The following is a 17,591-nucleotide window of genomic DNA, read 5'->3' on the forward strand; positions in this document are numbered from 1 at the left end:
CCTCCCCGAGCGGTCACATCCCCTCCTCTTTCTGACGGACGACGGCGCCGAGCCGTTCGGCGGCCGCGCGGATGAGGCGTTCCCGCAACGCGGCCACCTCCCGGTCCGTGAGGGTGCGGTCCTCCGCTTGATAGAACACAGTGAAAGCCAGGCTGCGGTGCCCGGGCGGGATGGGCGGCCCCTGGTAGACGTCGAAGAGGCGCACTTCGCGGACCAGGGGGGCGCCGGCCTCGCGCAGCACGGCGGCCAGGGCGGCAGCCGGCACGCTCTCCGGCACGATGAAGGCTAAGTCCTCCACCACCGGGGGCACCCGAGGCACCGCCTCAAAGACATGCGCGATGGAAGCCAGCGCCTGCAGGGCTTCCAGATCCAGCTCGGCGATCAGGACGGGCTGATCCGGCAGCTCCCAGGCCCGGCGCACCAGCGGGTGCAGCTCCCCCAGGATCCCCAGGGAACGTCCACCGGCCTTCACCTCCGCTCCCCGGCCCGGGTGCAGGCTCGGATGTTCCGCCCGCTCGAAGGCCACCCCCGGGATGTGCAAGCGCTCCAGCAACGCCTCAACGACGCCCTTCAGATCGAAGAAGTCCATCCGCCCCCGATCCACGGGAAGCCACGAGGCGGGATCCCGCGGCCCGGTGAGGGCGATGCCGATCCGCCGCGGCTCCTCCGGAAGGGCCTCTCCGGGACGGGGGAGAAAGACCTTCCCAACTTCGAAGATCGCCACCCGTTCCCGGAACCGGAGGTTGGCGCGAAGGGTGCGCAGCAACCCGGGGAGCAGGGTGTGGCGGAGGACGGTGCGCTCCTCGCTGATGGGGTTGATCAGCCGGACGTAGTCCAGGGCCGTGTAGGGATTGGCGACGCCGGGAGGGGCCAGACGGGCTTCCTCGTCCGGATGGATCAGGGCGTAGGTGATCACTTCCTGGAGCCCGCAGGCCACCAGGATGTCCCGGACCCGCTCCTCGAAGGCCCAGGCGGGGTTGCCCCGCTGCGGGGGCAGGAGATCCCGGAGCCGGGTCTCCGGCATCCGGTCATAGCCCCAGATGCGGGCGACCTCCTCGATGAGATCCTCCGGGCGCTGGCAGTCCAGCCGATGATCGGGGACGGTGACCCGCCAGGCGGCCGGGGCGGAGCGGGAGCGGGCGGGAGGCCGGGCGGGCTCGACCCGGAACTCCAGGGCGCGCAGGATCCGCTCGATCTCGCGGGGCGGGATGGCGAAGCCCAGCACGCGCTCCACATCCTGCGCGGAGAGCGGGAGGGTCACCCGTCGGGCCTTGCGGGCGTAGGCGTCGACGATCCCGCGGGCCACGACCCCATCGGCCAGGCGCTGCATGAAGGCGGCGGCCCGTCGGGCGGCGGGGAGGGTGAGCGCCGGGTGGATCCCTCGTCCGAAGCGGGCGCTGGCCTCGCTGGGCAGCTTATGGCGGGCGGCCGTGCGACGGATGGAGATGAAGTCGAAGTTCGCGGACTCCAGGAGGACGGCGCGGGTGGCCTCCCCGACCTCCGTCTCCGCGCCCCCCATCACCCCGGCGATGGCGATGGGGCCGGCCTCGTCACAGATCAGGAGGTCCTCCGGATCCAGATCTCGCTCCATCCCATCCAGGGTGCGGATCCGCTCGCCGGGGCGGGCGCGGCGGACGATGATCGTGGGGGGGCGGCCGCCGGCCCGCTCCACCAGCCGGTCGTAGTCGAAGGCGTGGAGGGGCTGGCCCCATTCCAGCATCACATAGTTGGTGATATCCACGATGTTGTTGATGGGGCGCATCCCGCACAACCGCAGCCGCCACTGCATCCAGTAGGGGGAAGGACCGACCCGCACGTCCTGGATGACCATCGCAGCGTAGCGAGGGCAACCCTCCGGGTCTTCAATGCGGATCCCCACGAGGCGGCGGGCCGCCGGGCCGAGTGCCTTCACAACGGTGGGAGGGTAGCGCAGACGCTTGCCGGTGAGGGCGGCCACCTCTCGGGCCACCCCGATGATCGAGAAGGCGTGGGCCAGGTTGGGGGTGAGATCAATCTCCAGCACCACGTCCCCCATGTAGTCCGCCAGGGGCATCCCCACCGGCGCCTCCGGGTCCAGCAGGAGGATCCCCTCGTGGTCCTCGGAGATCCCCAGCTCCTTCTCCGAGCAGACCATCGCATCGGAGTAGACGCCGCGGATGGCCCGGCCCTGGAGGGTCATCTTCACCCAGCCCGGCTGGTGGCCGTCGTAGAGGGTGGCCCCTTCCAGGGCGAAGGCCACCTTGAGAGGGCGCTCCGGCGGGCGTTCCAGGAAGGGGAACAGGTTGGGCGCGCCGGTGACCACCACCTTCGGCTCCCCCCGGCCGTAGTCCACCGTGGCCAGGAGCAGGCGGTCGGCGTTGGGATGGCGCTCCACCCGGAGGACCTGCCCAACGACGATCCGCTCCCGGTCCCATTCCAGGGGGGCGCCGGGGACCCCGAACCGCTCGATGGCGGTCACCTCCAAGCCGGCCAGGGTCAGGCGCTCGGCCAGCTCCTCTGGCGACAGATCGATCCTCACGTATTCCTGCAGCCAGCGCAACGGAACCCGCATATCCCTCATCCTCCTCAATGGGATCTGGAAGCCCTGGGGCCCTTCGGCCTACTTTCCGGGGCGAAGCCCTGTCGCGACCCCGATGGCCTGGACGAAGTCCTCGATGTCCCGCATCGCCTGGGGGATTGCTTGGAAGACGAGGCGATCATCTACCTCCCAGTAGCGATGAACCAGCCGATGGCGCATACGAATCAAGTCGGAGAGGCGCTGCGCGAGGGCCTCGCGGATCACCCCATGCTCCCGGAGCACTTGAATCGCCTCACCATAGGTTTCCGGCGAGCGCCAGCGGTTCTGAGCGATCAGATGCTGGGCGATATCCACGATGGCTTCCGCCGACACCACCAGGTGATACCGGGCGCTGCCCCGTCGGTGCGGGTCGGCCAGGAAATCTGCTTCAGGCATCCGGGCAAGGGAGTCGAGAGCGCGCTGGCTTTCGAACAGCGCGGAGAGCAGGTTGCGCATGCGATCGCTTGGATAGCGGATCATCTGGAAGACACCTCGCAGGTAAGCTTCGTGCAGGCGGCGGACATCGAAGTGTTCCGACCAGGTCGAGGCCTCGAAGTCGGCGCGGCGGTCCTCGTCGCGGCAGAGGAGGATGTGGCGGGGCCGGATGGCGGCGAAGCGGAAGGCCGGTGGCGCGGCGTTCAGGGCCCGCACGTCCACCGGGAAGGGGAGGCCGGCCCGGCGCAGCGTCGCCTCCAGGCGAGCGGCCAGCTCCGCTTCCCGGGGCCAAGCCGGCGTGGGAAAAGGATCCAGGAACACCGCGACGTCGATGTCCCGGAAGACTTCCCCCTCGACGAAGGAGCCGTGCAGGTAGGCGAAGACCACATCAGGCTCCCCAGCCAAGGCCTCGGCCAAGCGCTCTTCGACACGGCCCTTTTCTTCCTCATAGACCCGCCAGGTCTTGATCGGCTCCATCTTCGCCCTCTAATCGAACTGCTCTAAGAAGCGTAGGTCGTTGGCCCAGAAATATCGAATATCGTCAATGCGATGTTTGAGCATAGTGATCCGTTGCGGCCCCATGCCGAAGGCGAAGCCGGTGAAGCGGCGGGGGTCGTAGCCGCCGTTCTGCAGGACCACGGGGTGCACCATCCCGGCGCCGGCGATCTCGAGCCAGCCGGTGTGCTTGCAGACCCGGCAGCCTCGCCCCTCGCAGAGGATGCAGTCGATGTCCACCTCCACGCTGGGCTCGGTGAAGGGGAAATACGAGGCGCGGAAGCGGACCTTGCGCTCGGGTCCGAACATCCGGCGGGCGAAGTCCGCCAGGGTGCCCTTGAGGTCGCTCATGGTCACCCCGGGGCCCACGGCCAGCCCCTCCACCTGATGGAACATGATCTCGGAGCGGGCGGTGATCTGCTCGTAACGATAACACATCCCGGGCAGGATCACCCGGATGGGCTCCGGGCAGAAGGCCCGCATGGCATGGATCTGTCCCGGGGAGGTGTGGGTGCGCAGGATCACTCCCTCCCGGTCGGTGTAGAATGTGCTCCACATATCCCGGGCGGGGTGATGGGGTGGGATGTTGAGCAGCTGGAAGTTGTATTCATCGGTCTCCACGTCCCGGCTGGTGAAGACCTGGAAGCCCATCTCGGCGAAGATGGCGACGATCTCCCGGAGAGTGCGCGTGGCCGGGTGAAGCCGGCCGGCGCGAACCGGACGGCCGGGCAAGGTGACGTCCAGGGGCGGGGCCTCCAGCTCGCGGCGCAGGGCGGCTTGGCGCAGGGCCTCCCGCCGCGCGGCGTAGGCTGCCTCGAGGGCCTCTTTGACCTCGTTGGCCTTGCGCCCGATGGCCGGCCGCAGCTCCCGGGGGAGGGTCCCCAGGATCGCAAAGGCTTCCATCAGCCGACTGCGCCGGCCCAGATAACCGGCATACCAGGCCTGGAGGGCCTCCTCGGTGTCCAGCCCCTCCAGCTCCCGCAACGCCTCCTCACGCAATCGTTCCAGCTCGTCCACGGTGACCATGCCGGCGTGCCTCCTGGTAGGGGTCAATGAGGATCCCGGGAAACAACCACGCCCTCATCCCGGTCAGGGACGAGGGCGTGGGGCTCCCCCGCGGTACCACCCTGCTTGGCCTGCGGCGCGCAGGCCCGCTCTTCGCCGGAGGCAAGGGTCTCCGGCGGCCCGGATAACGGTGGGCCCTCCGGGAACGGCTACTGGGGAGAGGGCTTCCGGAGGCCTCTCCGGTTCGCCGTTCCGGCTCCGGGGCGAACTTCAGCCGGCGGTCGCCGAGCGGGGCTCTCAGCCGCGGCCCCGCCGCTCTGGCGGCGCCGTCCCGGCCTACTCCTCCCCTTCTTCGCCGTTCGGAAAAAAGATCGGGCCATTCAAGGATCTTCGGAGTTCCCAGTCGCTTCCAGGGCCCAGGGTTGGGGGGCGACCAGCTCGCCCTGGGCTTGCAGCAGAAGGCCGATGCGGGCCTCTCGCGCGAGCTCCAACGCCCGACGATCCAGGACCACCCCGAAGATCAGGGGCAGCACAGGGCCTCGCACGCCATATGCGCGCAGAGCTTCCTGCACGGCGGCGTTGCGCAGCAGGTCCGCGAAATCGTGAACCGCACGGGGTCCGAGACGGGCCTTTACAGAGATGATGAACCAGGCCTCCTCGCCGTCCGGCCCGCGCACCCGGGCGATCCCATCCAGCTCCCCAATCCGGTCAATGGCCAGGGTGGCGATCGGCTCCAGGAGGACATAACCGCGCTCCGCCAGATAACGCTGCACGGCCTCCACCATCTGGCCTTCCACGGTCACGCCGACGATCTGGCCGAACCGGTCCAGGGTGCGCTGGAACTGTTCCTGACGCAGGAGGACATGCTGCAGGGTCTCCTCGGTGCGGCGCTGGGCTTGGGCGAGTTCGGCGAAGCGGCGGTCGGTTTCGGCTCGGTGGGCGGCCAGGGATTCTTCAGTGCGGCGCTGGGCCTCGGCGAGCTCGGCGAAACGCCGCTCGGTTTCGGCCCGGTGTTCCAGGAACTCCTGGCGGTGGGCGGTGAAGGCTTCGCTCAGGTTGCGGATGGCCTCGGCCATCTCGGCGAAGCGGCGGTCGGTTTCGGCCCCGTGTTCCAGGAACTCCTGGCGATGGGCGGCGAAGGCCTCTGTCAAGCGCTGGAGGTTTTCCTCGGTGCGGCGCTGGGCTTCGGCCAGGCTGTGTATGGTCCCGCTTAAGTCCTGAACCACTTCAGCCAGGTTGCCGACGGTGGCGTTGAGCTCTGCCAGACGGGCCTCCGTCTGGGCCTGGTAGGCCAGGAACTCCTGATGGTGGGTCACAAAGGCCTCGCTCAGGCGCTGGAGGTTTTCCTCGGTGCGGCGCTGGGCTTCGGCCAGGCCGTGCACGGTCTCGGCCAAGTGGCGCACGGTCTCGCCCAGCCGGTGGATGGCCTCGGCCATCTCCGCCAAGCGGGCGTCGGTCTCCCGAGCCTGCCGCCGCTGGGCGCGGTAGAGGGCGAGGATCAGACGGGCGGCTCGCCGGAAGCCCCGCTCCATCCGCTCGGGCATCCGGCGCACTTCTTCGGCGGCCAGCAGGGCCCACAGGGGCTCCCGCCACTCGGGATGCGCCCGCAACAGCTCCGCCAGATCCCGCAGATCCTCCACCGTGAACGCCATCAGGAGCCTCCTCTGAGGGAATATTGTAAAAGCAAAACGCGGGGCGAGCAAGGTCACGCACCCCGCGTTTTTCCAAAACACGCTAACTCCTCGGCAGCATTCCGCCTATGGCTCATCTCTTTCTGGATCGTTTAAAGGAAAGATCCTCCACCGGGCTTCGGCCCGCCTCGGACGTCCCGCACTTCATTCCTAACCTCGTCCGACAAATTTGGGACACACCCTGTGCTTCCAGGGCCCAGGGTTGAGGAGTGACCTGTTCCGCCTGGGCTTGCAGAGGATTTGACAGTCCATCCGTCAGGAGCAAGCGGCACAGCTCCTTCCGCCACTCCTCGTGTTGCTCCAGCAGTCGAACCAGATCGTGGAAAATCCGTGATGGTGAACGCCATCGGGCCCTCGCGGTGAATCCTCAACTGGATTTTATCACACGTGCGCTCCGCCTCAGAGGATCCGTCACCGGGGCCGGGCGGGGGGATTGCCTGGGGGATCCTCCAGCAGCCCGCCCAGGATGGCCTTGCGCACCGCGGCGGCGCGGGTGTGAACGCCCAGCTTGCTCAGGATGCTGTCGACCTGTTTCTTAACCGTGTTGGGGGAGACCACGAGCCGTTCGGCGATCTCCTTGTTGGTCAGCCCGTGGGCCATCCAACGCAGGACCTCCCGCTCCCGGGGGGTGAGGGAGGCCAGGGCGGCCTGGTCCTCCGGCGAGAGCGTCCCGGCGGGGCGGGCAGGGGCCGGCCGGGGGCGCCCGGCTAAGGCCTGCCGGACAAACTGCAGGAAGTTCTGCCGGTTAAAGGCGGCTTTGTCCAGGAAGGCCATGACCCCCAGGCTCTGGTAGGCCATCTCCACCTCATCGGCGGAAGCGGTGGCGCTGACAGCGATGGTGGGCAATCCTCGCCGCCGGGCCACCCGCAGCAGCCGCAACCCGTCCCGATTGCCGAAGGGATCCATAGAGCTGGCCAGCTGGAGGTCGACGATGAGCAGGGCGAAGGATCCCTGCTCCAGCCAAGCCAGGGCCTCGCCGTAGGAGGAGGCCGTCTCCACCGCCAGGCCGATCTCCCCCAGCAACTCCCGGTAAAGATCCTGCCAGCCCGGGTCGTCCTCCACCACCAGGGCCCGGGGGCCTGGGTGCGATGCCGACGGGGCCCCGGCGGGAGCAGACGGGGAAGGCGAAGGCGCGGAGGGGAGGAGCTCCCGATGAAGGAGGCGAGCGGCGACCTCCCGAAAGGCTCGACGTCGGAAGGTCTCCTTCCGCAGGAAATCGGCCGCCCGATGACGGGTCAGAGCCTCCACGGCCATCTCAACGGTGGCGTAGCCGGTCAGGGCGATGGCCGGGACCGACGGGCTTCGCTCGGCCAGGGCGTCCAGGACGCGGAACCCACCCCGATCCCGGTGATCCCCGGGGTCGAGGGAGATGTCCACCACGGCCAGCGCGTAGGGGCGCTCCCGCAACCAGGCCAGGGCGGTGGGGACGTCTGGGGCGGCGTCGACCTGCAGCCCCAGCTCCTCGAGCTCCTCGGCGAGCAGCTGCCGCCAGGCCGGGTCATCTTCTACGATCAGCGCGCGCATCGGCGTGCGCTCCGGGATCATCGGCTCGCTCCCTCCTTTCCCTCAAGGCGTGAAGGCATCCCGCCCGGATCCATCGGGGCGCGGGGCAGACGGATGTGAAAGGCTGTGCCCTGGCCCGGGGCGCTTTCCACCCGGATCTCCCCGCCGAACCGCTGGATGAGCAACTTCACCCACCACAGGCCGAAGCCCAGCTTTTTCGGCGCGCGCTTGGTGGAGAAATCCAGCTCGAAGATCCGCTCCTGGATCTCCGGGGGGATCCCCGGCCCGTTGTCCCGGACGGTGAGGATCACGTCCTGGGGGCCGGCGGCTCCCTCGATGCGGATCCAGCCGCTCTCCCCCAGGGCCTCCACCGCGTTCTCGATCAGGTTGAAGAAGACCAGGGCCAGCTGGGGCTCCCCGGCCATCACCGGTGGCAGATCCTCCAGCCCGACGACCTCCAGCCGGATCCCCTCCGGGATCCGCAGATCTCGCAGGGCCATCTCCAGACAGGGGAGGACCGGGATGGGGCGGGGGGCCATCGGCCGCAGGTAGACCATGGCCTCCCGCACCGCGTCCATCGCCGCCCGGGCCCGGCTTTCGATCTCCTGCAGGATCGCGTGGAGATAAGCGTCTTCGAGGAGGGCCGGCCGCTTCTCCCGCAGCCCCTCCAGGCGCGCCGGGATCAGGCCGATGTAGTTGTTGAGGCGGTGGAGGAGGTTGGCGGCGATGTCGCCGACGGCGGCGAAGGCCTCCATGATCGCCTGACGCTCCCGGGCCTCCTGAAGGGCCCGGACGTGTTCGGCCAGCTGGACAGCCAGGGCGGCGTGGTTGGCCAGGATGATCAGCAGACGCTGGTCGCGCTCGGTGAAGGTGCGCGGGCGGGAGGAATGGACGACGAACACTCCGCGGACGGCGCCGGTGGGGTCCAGCATCGGCACGGCCAGGGCCCATCCGCCGGTCTCGAAGGAGAGGGGGCGGCGGGCCCGGCACACCGCCTCGGCCAGCCCGGCGGTCCCGGCCATGGTGGGGTGGGTGGCGAAGGCGAGGGCCGGCGGGCCCTCGGGGTGGATCAGCCAGATGGCGCCGTCGGAGGCCTGCAGCAGCTCGCAGGCCAGGGCGACGGCGTGGGCGAAGAGGGCCTCGCGGCCGGCATGGAGGAGCTGCCCGGTGATCTCCTGCATACCCCGCAGCAGCCGCATCTCCTGGAGGGCGATCACCGCCCGGGCGGCCAGCATCTCCAGCAGCCGCTGGTCGGCCTCCGTGAAGGCCCCGGGCTCCGGGCTTTCCAGGTTCAGCACGCCCTCCGCCTCCCCGCCGGCTCCGATCAGCGGCACGGCGAGCTCCGCGCGGATCTCGTGACCGGCCAGCCAGGGCCGATAGATCGAGGCCCAGGGCGAGGTGTGCAGGTCATCGATGCGCAGCGAGCGGCCGTGGACGGCCACCCATCCGACGATGCTGGTCTCGTCCAGGTCCAGCTCGGGCGCTACATTGGGGAGCAGAGGGCGGCCGATCACCGCGCCCAGCACCAGGCGCCGGCGCCCGCGGTCCACCAGGCGCAGCGTGCCGAAACGGGCGCCGGTCAGCTCCAGGGCGATCCGCAGGATGGCCTCCAGCACCTCCTGGGGATCGGCCCGGGCGCTGAGGAGGTGATCCATGCGCCGCAGCTCTTCCAGCTCACGGGTGGCCCGGCCCAGCGCCTGCCGGAGGCGCTCCATGGCCCGCGCCCGCTGCAGGGCGAGGGTGGCCAGGCCGGTGAAGGCCTCGATGGCTTCGATCTCCTCTTCGGTGAAGGGGCGCTCCTCCCGGCATGAGAGGTAGAGCACTCCCACCGGCCCCTCGGCGGTCAGCAGAGGCCAGCACCCCACGCTGCGGGCGCCCGCCGCCTGTTTCGCGGGATGGATGGGGATGTCCGGCGCCTCCCAGGAGAGGACGCGCCGTCGATGGAGAAGCGCATGGGCGGCCATCCCGTCCGGCCGGGGCCAGTCCGGCCCGGTGAGCTCCCCGGTCTTCCCCACAGCCACGCGGGAGGCTGGATCCAGGCCGCCCTGTTCCGGATCGTAGCAGAACAGGATGGCGGCGGGCGCCTCCCGGCCCTCCAGCAGGCGGAGGGCCTCCTCCCCGATGCGGCGCATGCATTCGGGGAGCGGCGTTTCAGGGGGGAGGCCGGCCAGGCGCTCCCCCGCCGCCTTCAGGCGCTGGCACAGCTCGCGCATCGCCGGGGTCATCCGAAACCGCCGAGGCCCGGCAGGGCGATGGCGCCCATCCGCCCTGCCGGATTTTGAAGGGGAATTATACAAAGCGGAGCCCTCGCTGCAACTTCTCACCGCTCGCTCAGCCCCGGCGACGGGACTCCGGGCGAGGGAGCGGGGTGCGGTAGGGAGGGATCTCCAGGGTGATCACCGTCACCCGGGTCTCATCGCTTAATCGAGAAGCAATGCGTGGATCCAGCTTCTCCAGCTGATCCAGGGGGATGGCGGTGGTGATCACCGTGGGCAGCTTCGCCAGGTAGCGGAAGTTGAGCAGCTGATACAGCTTCTCCCGGGCCCAGGGGGTGGCGCTCTCCAGCCCCAGGTCGTCCAGGACTAGGAAGGGGACGAGCTTGGCCTCGTCGAAGCGTCGGTCGTAGGGCGCGTCGCTCCGGGGGTGGAAGGCGGCGCGCAGCCAGTCCAGGAGGTCGGGGACCGCCACGAAGAGGACGGGGGTCCCGCGGGCGGCTACGGCGTTGGCGATGGCCGCCGCCAGGTGCGTTTTGCCGGCGCCGTAGCGGCCGAACAGCACCAGCCAGCCGTGGGGGTGCTCCGCGTAGGCCCGGGCCATGCGGATCGCCTCCCGCAGGTTGTCGCGCTCGCGAGGCGAGAGCTCCGGCCGCTCCCGGAAGGTCTCGAAGGTCATCTCCTGGAGCAGGGGGAGGAGGTTCAGATCAGGCCCCGCGGTGGGACCGCCCCGCCGGAAATCGGGAGCCAGGATGTGCACGATCTCCACCAGCCGGGCGTCCTGGAGGCGGGAGCGCAGGCGGGGCTCGAAGGCCTCCAAAGAGAGATTGGTGGTGATCACCGTGGGCAGGCGGGCGTTGTATCGCCAGTCCAGGAGCTGGAACAGCTTCTCCTGAGCCCATGGCGTGCTCTGCTGCGCCCCCAGGTCGTCCAGGATCAGGACGGGAGCTTCCCGCAGCTGCCAGAACCGTTCCTCATAGGAGACCTCGGCCTCCGGATGGAAGGCTGCTCGCAGCTCGTCCAGCAAGTCGGGGACGGGGATGAAGAGGGCGGCGACCCCCCGCTCCAGCAAGCGATGGGCGATGGCGGCGGCCAGATGCGTCTTGCCGCACCCGGTCCCGCCCCGCAGCACCAGCCAGCCCTGCGGGTCCTCGGCGAAGGCCTTTGCCCGTTCGTAAGCGCGCCGCAGGCTCCGGGCATGATCCGGGGGGAGGCCCCGCCCGTCCGGCAGGAAGTTCTCGAAGCGCTTGTCCACAAGGGCCCGCAGGGGGCCGGCTGCCTGGATCCGCTGGCGGAACTCTGCGGCCTGGCGCTCCGTCTGGCAGGCGCAGGGGATCGCCCGGCCGAACAAAGGATGGCCGGGGGGCACGTCGTAAGAGATGTAGCCCAGCCCGCCGCAGATCGGGCAGGCCTCCGAGCCCTCCAGCGATGGAGCGCCCGGGAGCTCATCCCGGGTCTCATCGCCGGCGCTTTTTCCAGGTTTCGGCAGCACGTCGCCAATATGCTTCATCCAGGCCTCCGGTCTCCCGGCCTTCGGTTGCCCAGCGCTCCAGGATGCGGCGGACGTAAGACCAGCGGCGGACGTTGCGGGAGACGGCGATGCGGAGGGCCTCCTCGATCCACTCCGCCGGATAGGTCCGGGCGGCCTCCTCCAGCTCCTGGGCGATCAATGGGGTGAGGGGTCCGATGTTCTGCTCGTAAAGGGCGAAAAGGTTCGGCCGGTCGGCGACCAGGACGGCGGACTCGCCGAGCTCGAGGGAGGCCGGGCGCTCGCCCCGTCGGATGGCCTCGTAGGCCAGACGCCCTCGCGGCGTGTTCAGGAAGTAGAGGTCATCCGTCCGCCCATCCTCCTCGATCCGCACATGCAGCAGGGTGCCCCGGGCGACCGCTCGGTTCAGGCCCTCGCGGATCTCGTGAGCGGGGAGGGCGGCGGTCAGGGCGGGATCGGCCTCCAGCTCCGAGCGCCGGGCGTAGCGCAGGGGGCCGCTGCGGCGGGCCATGTGATAGAAGCAGACCAGGGTCACCCGCAGCTCCCCCGGGTGATCGATGCGAGGGAGCAGCTCGGTGAAGAAAGCCTCCGGGAGGGGCACCGTGCGGGTTTTGCCGCCCGGGAAGCCAGTGAAGGGCCTCGCCTCATTCCCCCTCGTCACAGCCGGATCTCCTGCTTGTGCAGATCGACGAACTGGGCCTGCTGCGGTCGGAAATACAGCTCGACGGTCCCGATCGGCCCGTTGCGGTGCTTGGCCACGATGATCTCCGCGATGTTCTTGCGATCCGTGTCCGGATTGTAGATCTCGTCCCGGTAGATGAAGATCACCACGTCCGAGTCCTGCTCGATGCTGCCGCTCTCGCGGAGATCGGCCAGGATGGGCCGTTTGTCGTGGCGCTGCTCCACAGCCCGGGAGAGCTGGGAGGCGGCGACCACGGGGATGTTGAGCTCCCGGGCCAGGCTCTTGAGGGCGCGGGAGATGTAGGAGATCTCCTGCACCCGGTTCTCCGCCCGGATATCCGCCGTCATCAGCTGGAGGTAATCCACGATCAGGAGATCGAGCCCGTGCTCGGCGTAGAGGCGCCGGGCCTTGGCCCGCAGCTGCAGGGCGGAGATGGCCGGGGTGTCGTCGATCCAGATGGGGAGCTCCGAGAGAGTGCTCACGGCGTGCACGAAGCGCGGCCACTCGTCCTCCCGCAGCTCTCCCAGCCGCAGGCGCTGGCCCTCGATCCCCGTCTCCTGGGTCACCAGCCGGTGCACCACCTGCTCCGCGGACATCTCCAGGGAGAAGATGGCCACCCGCTGGCGGTAGCGCTTGGCGGCGTTGAGGGCGAAGGAGAGCAGCAGCGACGTCTTCCCCACCCCGGGCCGGGCGGCCACGATCACCAGGTCGGAGCGCTGTAGCCCCCCCAGCAGTCGGTCCAGGTCCCGGAAGCCGGTGGGGATGCCCAGGGGCTCCCCCCGGTGCTCATAGAGATACTCGATGTGCTCGTAATAGGCCCGCAGGAGGTCGCGGATCGATTGAACGTCCCGGATCAGACGGCGCTGGGCCACGGCGAAGAGGGCCGCCTCCGCCCGGTCCAGCAGCTCGTCGACCTCGCCGGGTGGCTCCTCGTAGGCCATGCGGGCGATCTGGGTGGCGGCCTCCAGCAGGCGCCGCCGGATGGCGTCCCGCTCCACCAGGCGGGCGTAATCCAGGGCGTGCACCGTGGTGGGGACGCGGGCGGCCAGCCCGATGAGGAAGCCCCGTCCGCCCACTTCCTGGAGGCGTCCCTGGCGTTCCAGCTCGTCGGCCACCGTGACCGGATCGATGGCCTCCCGCCGGTCGTGGAGGGCCAGATAGGCCTCCCAGATCCAGCGGTGCTTCTCCAGGAAGAAGTCCTCCGGCCGCAGCATGGTCGCCAGCGTGTGGATGAGCTCGGGGTCCAGGAGGATCGCTCCCAGGACGGCCTCCTCGGCCTCCAGGTTGTGGGGAGCCAGGGGCACCCGCTCGGCCAGCTCCGGTGTGGTCATCCCTTCCTCCTGCCGGGTGGCAATGGCGCACGGGGGTGATTTTCAGCTCCCCCCAGCACCCTTTCACCGGGCTCGTCGGCGCGGCCCGGGGGGCTCCCGTTGCGGTGCTCCAGGCAGGGAGCCGGGCGCGCGCACGACGCGAGACGCCGGCGGTCAAGACGCAAACCGGCCGCCCGCTCTCCCCCCGGAATCCGGGTGTCTGGGATCCTGAGGGTCTGCGGACGCTCGGGAAAGCCGGGGGTTGCGGTTCCGCGCGGTCCGGCCTTCGGGTGCGGGGAAAGAGGCGGCGGCCTGGTCCCCAGGGGAGCGGCCCGGGCGATCTCCGGCGGGGCCCTCACTCCTCCCCGCCCTCGCCCAGGTCGTCCAGATCGAGGGATTCGATCAGATCGCGGAAGGGGGACTCCTCGAGCTTCGCCTCGGGGCTCTCCAGGCTCTCGCTCTCGATCTCCTCCTCCCGCGGGTTGACCCCCGCCCGCTCCATCACGTCCTCATCCACATAGATGGGCACGCGGGCCCGGACCGCGAGGGCGATGGCGTCGCTGGGACGGGAGTCGATCTCCAAGCGCCGGGAGTCCATCTGGATGATGATGCGAGCGTAGAAGGTGTCGTTGCGGAGATCGTTGACCACCACGTAGAGCACCGTCCCCCCCATCTCGGTGATCACGTTCTTGAGGAGGTCGTGGGTGAGGGGGCGGGCCACCTCGATCTGCTGCAACTCGATGTTGATGGCCTCCGCCTCATAGGGGCCGATCCAGATCGGAAGGTAACGGTCGCTCTCCCGCTCCCGCAGGATGATCACCCGATGCTGGGACATCAGGCTGGCGCGGATGCTGTCGATCACCACCTCAATCATCGCAGCCTCCCCCGGCTCGTTCCGCCGACGCCATCTCGTTCAGGGTTCTTAACTCGATTATACCACCAGGGTCAAGGAGGGAAGGGAACGCCGCGGGGCCGCGCCCCGACGGTCGAGATCCCGTTCCCTCTCTCCGAGGGGAAAGCCGGGCTACCATAGAGGGGCAGGGATCCCCGAAGGACAGGAGGCCGCGTCGATGACGGCGCTGGAGCTGGACGGCGAACATCTCACCCTGGAGGATGTGGTGGCGGTAGCCCGGGGACGGCGCCCGGTGGCCCTGGCCCCCGAGGCCTGGGCTCGGGTCCGACGAAGCCGGGAGGCGGTGGAGCGATTGCTCGCCCGGGGGGCGGTGATCTACGGGGTGACCACCGGGTTCGGACACCTGCGGAACATCCGCATCTCCCCGGAGCAGGCGTCGCTTCTGCAGCACAACCTGTTGCAGAGCCACGCGGTCGGGGTGGGGCCGGAGCTCTCGGAGGAGCAGGTGCGGGCGATGATGGTGGCCCGGCTGAACTCCCTGGCCCGGGGCCACTCCGGGGTCCGCCCGGAGGTCCTCCAGCTGCTCATCGAGATGCTCAACCGGGGGGTCCATCCCGTGGTCCCGGCCCAGGGCTCCCTGGGGGCCAGCGGGGACCTGGCGCCGCTGGCCCATATGGCGTTGCCGATGATCGGCCTGGGGGAGGCCATCGTCGGGGGCCGGCGGCTGCCCGGAGCCGCCGCCCTGGAGGCGGCGGGGCTGCGGCCGCTGCGGCTGGAGGCCAAGGAGGGCCTGGCCCTGATCAACGGGACGGCCTTCATGGCCGGGATCGGCGCCCTGGTCACTTACGACGCCGAGATCCTGGTGCAGACCGCGGATGTGGTGGGGGCGATGACCCTGGAGGCCCTGGAGGGATCCGTCGTCCCCTTCGACGAGCGCCTCCACCGGGTGCGGCCCCATCCCCGGCAGATGGACTGCGCGGCGTTCCTGCGGGCGCTGTTAGAGGGCAGCGAGCTGCTGAGCGATCCCCAGCGTCCCTCCCGGGTGCAGGATGCTTACTCCCTGCGCTGCATGCCCCAGGTGCACGGCGCGGTGCGGGACGTGGTGGCCTACGCCCGCTGGGCCCTGGAGATCGAGCTGAACAGCGCCACAGACAACCCGCTCATCTTCTGGGAAGAGGGGGAAGCGGAGCCCGCGGTGCTGTCGGGGGGGAATTTCCACGGCGAGCTGATCGCCCTGGCCATGGATTACCTGGCCATCGGCCTGGCGGAGCTGGCCAACATCTCGGAGCGCCGCCTCAACCGGCTGCTGGATCCGGCGGAGAACGAAGGGCGGTATCCCCCCTTCTTGGCCCTGGACCCAGGGCTGCATTCCGGCTTCATGCTGGTGCAGTATACGGCGGCGGCCCTGGCCTCGGAGAACAAGGTGCTGGCCCACCCGGCCAGCGTGGACACCATCCCCTCCTCGGCGAACACGGAGGATCACGTGAGCATGGGCGCCACGGCCGTGCGCCACGCGGAGATGGTGTTGCGCAACGCCCAGCGGGTGGTGGCTGCGGAGCTGTTCGCAGCGGGCCAGGCCATCGACCTGCGCCGGCGGCAGGCCGGGCGTCCGCTGCGGATGGGGAAGGGGACGGCGGCGGCCTACGCCCTCCTCCGCCAGCACGTGCCCTTCCTGGAGGCGGACACGGTGATGGCGCCGTGGATGGAACGGGCCTGCCGGCTGGTGGCGGAAGGACACCTCCTGCGCGCCGCCCGAGAGGGGATCGCCGGATTGCGCGCCGAATGAATTCGGCCTGGGGGGCCTGTGGCCAACGGTCGGCCTGCGCCGACCGGAAAGGCGTTCTTTGCGTCGGCGGAGGCCGGCGCTTGGCGCGAAAGCGCCTTTGGAGGCCGATTTCAATCGGCGGGGAGGCCTTTGGCCGGCGGTCGGCCTGCGCGCCGAATCAATTCGGCCTCGAGAGGCCTTCGGCCAACGGTCGGCCTGCGCCGACCGAAAAAAGCGTTGGTGGAGGCCGATGCGGATGTGCAGCGTGGGGAGGAGGTCCGTTTCAATCGGGGTGAAAGTCTTCGGCATGAGGGCCGACGGATCCCCTCGCGCATTTGCCCGGGTTCGTGACCAGGGGGCGTCCCGCCAGAGGCTCCGTGAAAGCCGAGTCCGATCTATGGATCGAGGAGAGATGGTTTGCGTATGAGAATCGCTCGAAAGCGCATCGCCCGGATGACCCGAATCGGGTGGTGGATAGGCTCGCGGGTGATGCTTCTGACCGCGCTGGGGGTCGTCCCTGCCGCAAGCGGCCTGCCCCGGCTCCGCCTGGATCCGCCCCGGGCGCCGGCGCCTTCCCCTTCCGTTGTGGGGATCCACACGCGGGTGACCGATGAGGTGGATCCCGCTCGGATCTACCGAACGTTTCAGATGGCCCGGGCCATGGGCGCGGACTGGGTGGTGGAGTTCTTCCCGTGGCCCTATCTGGAACGGGCCCCCGGCCGCTTCGATTGGTCCCACAGCGACCTGCGGATCTTCCTGGCCCGGCGGGAGGGGTTACGGGTCATCGCCCGGCTGGGGATGGTGCCGACCTGGGCCCGCCCCTGGCGCGCCCCGGCCACTTACCTGGGGCCGGAGGCGGTCCTCCCCTTCGCCCGGTTCGCCGCCGCCTTCGCCGCCCGCTACCGGGATCAGGTGGCCGCCCTGGTGATCTGGAACGAGCCCAATCTCTACATCGAGTGGGGCGATCGGCCGCCGGACCCTGCCTTCTTCGTCGCGGTAATGCGGGCGGTCTATCAGGAGGTGAAGGCGGCCGCGCCGGAGGTGCCGGTGCTGGCCGGCGGGCCGGCGCCCACCCTGGAGGACTCCCCGCGCGCGATGAACGACCTGCGGTTCCTGCGGGAGGTCTACGCCCAGGGCATCGCCGCGTACTTAGATGGCTGGGCGATGCATCCTTATGGGTTCGGGAACCCGCCGGAGGAGCCGCCGGACCCCGGGCGCCTGAACTTCCGACGGGTGGAGCTGATGCGGGCGATCATGCAGGGCTATGGGGACGATCGGCCGATCTACATCACCGAGACCGGCTGGAACGAATCGCCTGAATACGATCACGGCCTCCCGCCGGAGGTGCGGGCGGATTACACGGTGCGCGCCTATGAATACGCGCGGCGGAACTGGCCGTGGTGCCCGGTGGTGGCGATGTGGGCCCTGCGCTACCCATGGCGGGAAGATCCGGTCCTCGAAGGATACGCCTTCCTGGATCTGGATTTCCGGCCCCGCCCCGTCTACGAGGCTGTTCGGCGTTACACCCACGGCGAGCGATCCATCGATACAAATCGATGAATGATTCGAAGGGGATGGCCGGCTGTGGATGTG

12 protein-coding genes are annotated in these 17,591 nt (G+C 69.5%); 2 read left to right on the forward strand and 10 right to left on the reverse strand.

Annotation, left to right across the window (positions count from 1 at the left end):
• Positions 1-13: 13 nt before the first annotated feature.
• The 10 genes from pheT to CFB18_RS06790 all read right to left on the reverse strand — a co-directional run bounded on the left by pheT (position 14) and on the right by CFB18_RS06790 (position 14,254).
• On the reverse strand, positions 14-2,551 hold the full coding sequence (gene pheT / locus CFB18_RS06745; RefSeq protein ID WP_088571035.1) for a phenylalanine--tRNA ligase subunit beta: 2,538 nt from the start codon (positions 2,549-2,551) through the stop codon (positions 14-16).
• Positions 2,552-2,599: 48 nt separating this feature from the next.
• The gene (gene hepT, locus CFB18_RS06750; protein WP_088571036.1) at positions 2,600-3,469 is read right to left on the reverse strand and encodes a type VII toxin-antitoxin system HepT family RNase toxin; all 870 of its coding nucleotides are present in this window, start codon (positions 3,467-3,469) and stop codon (positions 2,600-2,602) included.
• 9 nt (positions 3,470-3,478) lie between these two features.
• The gene (gene pheS, locus CFB18_RS06755) at positions 3,479-4,513 is read right to left on the reverse strand and encodes a phenylalanine--tRNA ligase subunit alpha (RefSeq protein ID WP_088571037.1); all 1,035 of its coding nucleotides are present in this window, start codon (positions 4,511-4,513) and stop codon (positions 3,479-3,481) included.
• Positions 4,514-4,872: 359 nt separating this feature from the next.
• Positions 4,873-6,144 (reverse strand): coiled-coil domain-containing protein, encoded by a 1,272-nt coding sequence (locus CFB18_RS06760; RefSeq protein ID WP_088571038.1) that lies wholly within the window; start codon positions 6,142-6,144, stop codon positions 4,873-4,875.
• Between the two features lie 450 nt (positions 6,145-6,594).
• Positions 6,595-7,728 (reverse strand): response regulator, encoded by a 1,134-nt coding sequence (locus CFB18_RS15920; RefSeq protein WP_088571039.1) that lies wholly within the window; start codon positions 7,726-7,728, stop codon positions 6,595-6,597.
• Positions 7,725-9,899 carry a GAF domain-containing protein gene (locus CFB18_RS06770; protein ID WP_159461617.1) on the reverse strand — a complete coding sequence of 725 codons (2,175 nt, stop codon included), beginning with the start codon at positions 9,897-9,899 and terminating at the stop codon, positions 7,725-7,727. Before CFB18_RS06770 ends, CFB18_RS15920 begins: the two co-directional genes overlap by 4 nt.
• 118 nt (positions 9,900-10,017) lie before the next feature.
• Positions 10,018-11,409, reverse strand: coding sequence for an ATP-binding protein (locus CFB18_RS06775; protein ID WP_088571041.1), 1,392 nt, complete (start codon positions 11,407-11,409; stop codon positions 10,018-10,020).
• Positions 11,357-12,049 (reverse strand): DnaD domain-containing protein, encoded by a 693-nt coding sequence (locus tag CFB18_RS06780; RefSeq protein WP_088571042.1) that lies wholly within the window; start codon positions 12,047-12,049, stop codon positions 11,357-11,359. The genes CFB18_RS06775 and CFB18_RS06780 overlap by 53 nt, the downstream gene beginning before the upstream one ends.
• Positions 12,046-13,401 carry a replicative DNA helicase gene (gene dnaB, locus CFB18_RS06785; RefSeq protein ID WP_088571043.1) on the reverse strand — a complete coding sequence of 452 codons (1,356 nt, stop codon included), beginning with the start codon at positions 13,399-13,401 and terminating at the stop codon, positions 12,046-12,048. Before dnaB ends, CFB18_RS06780 begins: the two co-directional genes overlap by 4 nt.
• 334 nt (positions 13,402-13,735) lie before the next feature.
• A complete protein-coding gene (locus CFB18_RS06790) occupies positions 13,736-14,254 on the reverse strand; it encodes a bifunctional nuclease family protein (protein ID WP_088571044.1) in 519 nt (172 codons plus the stop codon).
• 196 nt (positions 14,255-14,450) lie between these two features.
• Between CFB18_RS06790 and hutH the strand changes: the two genes are divergently transcribed.
• Together hutH and CFB18_RS06800 are read left to right on the forward strand one after the other, a co-directional pair.
• The gene (gene hutH / locus CFB18_RS06795) at positions 14,451-16,019 is read left to right on the forward strand and encodes a histidine ammonia-lyase (protein WP_088571045.1); all 1,569 of its coding nucleotides are present in this window, start codon (positions 14,451-14,453) and stop codon (positions 16,017-16,019) included.
• A gap of 402 nt (positions 16,020-16,421) precedes the next feature.
• Positions 16,422-17,558: a hypothetical protein gene (locus CFB18_RS06800; protein ID WP_088571046.1), complete on the forward strand. Its 1,137-nt coding sequence runs from the start codon at positions 16,422-16,424 to the stop codon at positions 17,556-17,558.
• Positions 17,559-17,591 lie beyond the last annotated feature (33 nt).

Source organism: Thermoflexus hugenholtzii JAD2 (assembly GCF_900187885.1).
Classification (GTDB): Bacteria; Chloroflexota; Anaerolineae; order Thermoflexales; family Thermoflexaceae; genus Thermoflexus; species Thermoflexus hugenholtzii.

What these genes read in the sequence shown, in the direction of transcription:
- pheT (WP_088571035.1), bottom strand. Translation starts at nt 2,551, where the DNA reads ATGCGGGTTCCGTTGCGCTGGCTGCAGGAATACGTGAGGATCGATCTG.
- hepT (WP_088571036.1), bottom strand. Translation starts at nt 3,469, where the DNA reads ATGGAGCCGATCAAGACCTGGCGGGTCTATGAGGAAGAAAAGGGCCGT.
- pheS (WP_088571037.1), bottom strand. Translation starts at nt 4,513, where the DNA reads ATGGTCACCGTGGACGAGCTGGAACGATTGCGTGAGGAGGCGTTGCGG.
- CFB18_RS06760 (WP_088571038.1), bottom strand. Translation starts at nt 6,144, where the DNA reads ATGGCGTTCACGGTGGAGGATCTGCGGGATCTGGCGGAGCTGTTGCGG.
- CFB18_RS15920 (WP_088571039.1), bottom strand. Translation starts at nt 7,728, where the DNA reads ATGATCCCGGAGCGCACGCCGATGCGCGCGCTGATCGTAGAAGATGAC.
- CFB18_RS06770 (WP_159461617.1), bottom strand. Translation starts at nt 9,899, where the DNA reads ATGCGCGAGCTGTGCCAGCGCCTGAAGGCGGCGGGGGAGCGCCTGGCC.
- CFB18_RS06775 (WP_088571041.1), bottom strand. Translation starts at nt 11,409, where the DNA reads ATGAAGCATATTGGCGACGTGCTGCCGAAACCTGGAAAAAGCGCCGGC.
- dnaB (WP_088571043.1), bottom strand. Translation starts at nt 13,401, where the DNA reads ATGACCACACCGGAGCTGGCCGAGCGGGTGCCCCTGGCTCCCCACAAC.
- CFB18_RS06790 (WP_088571044.1), bottom strand. Translation starts at nt 14,254, where the DNA reads ATGATTGAGGTGGTGATCGACAGCATCCGCGCCAGCCTGATGTCCCAG.
- hutH (WP_088571045.1), top strand. Translation starts at nt 14,451, where the DNA reads ATGACGGCGCTGGAGCTGGACGGCGAACATCTCACCCTGGAGGATGTG.
- CFB18_RS06800 (WP_088571046.1), top strand. Translation starts at nt 16,422, where the DNA reads ATGAGAATCGCTCGAAAGCGCATCGCCCGGATGACCCGAATCGGGTGG.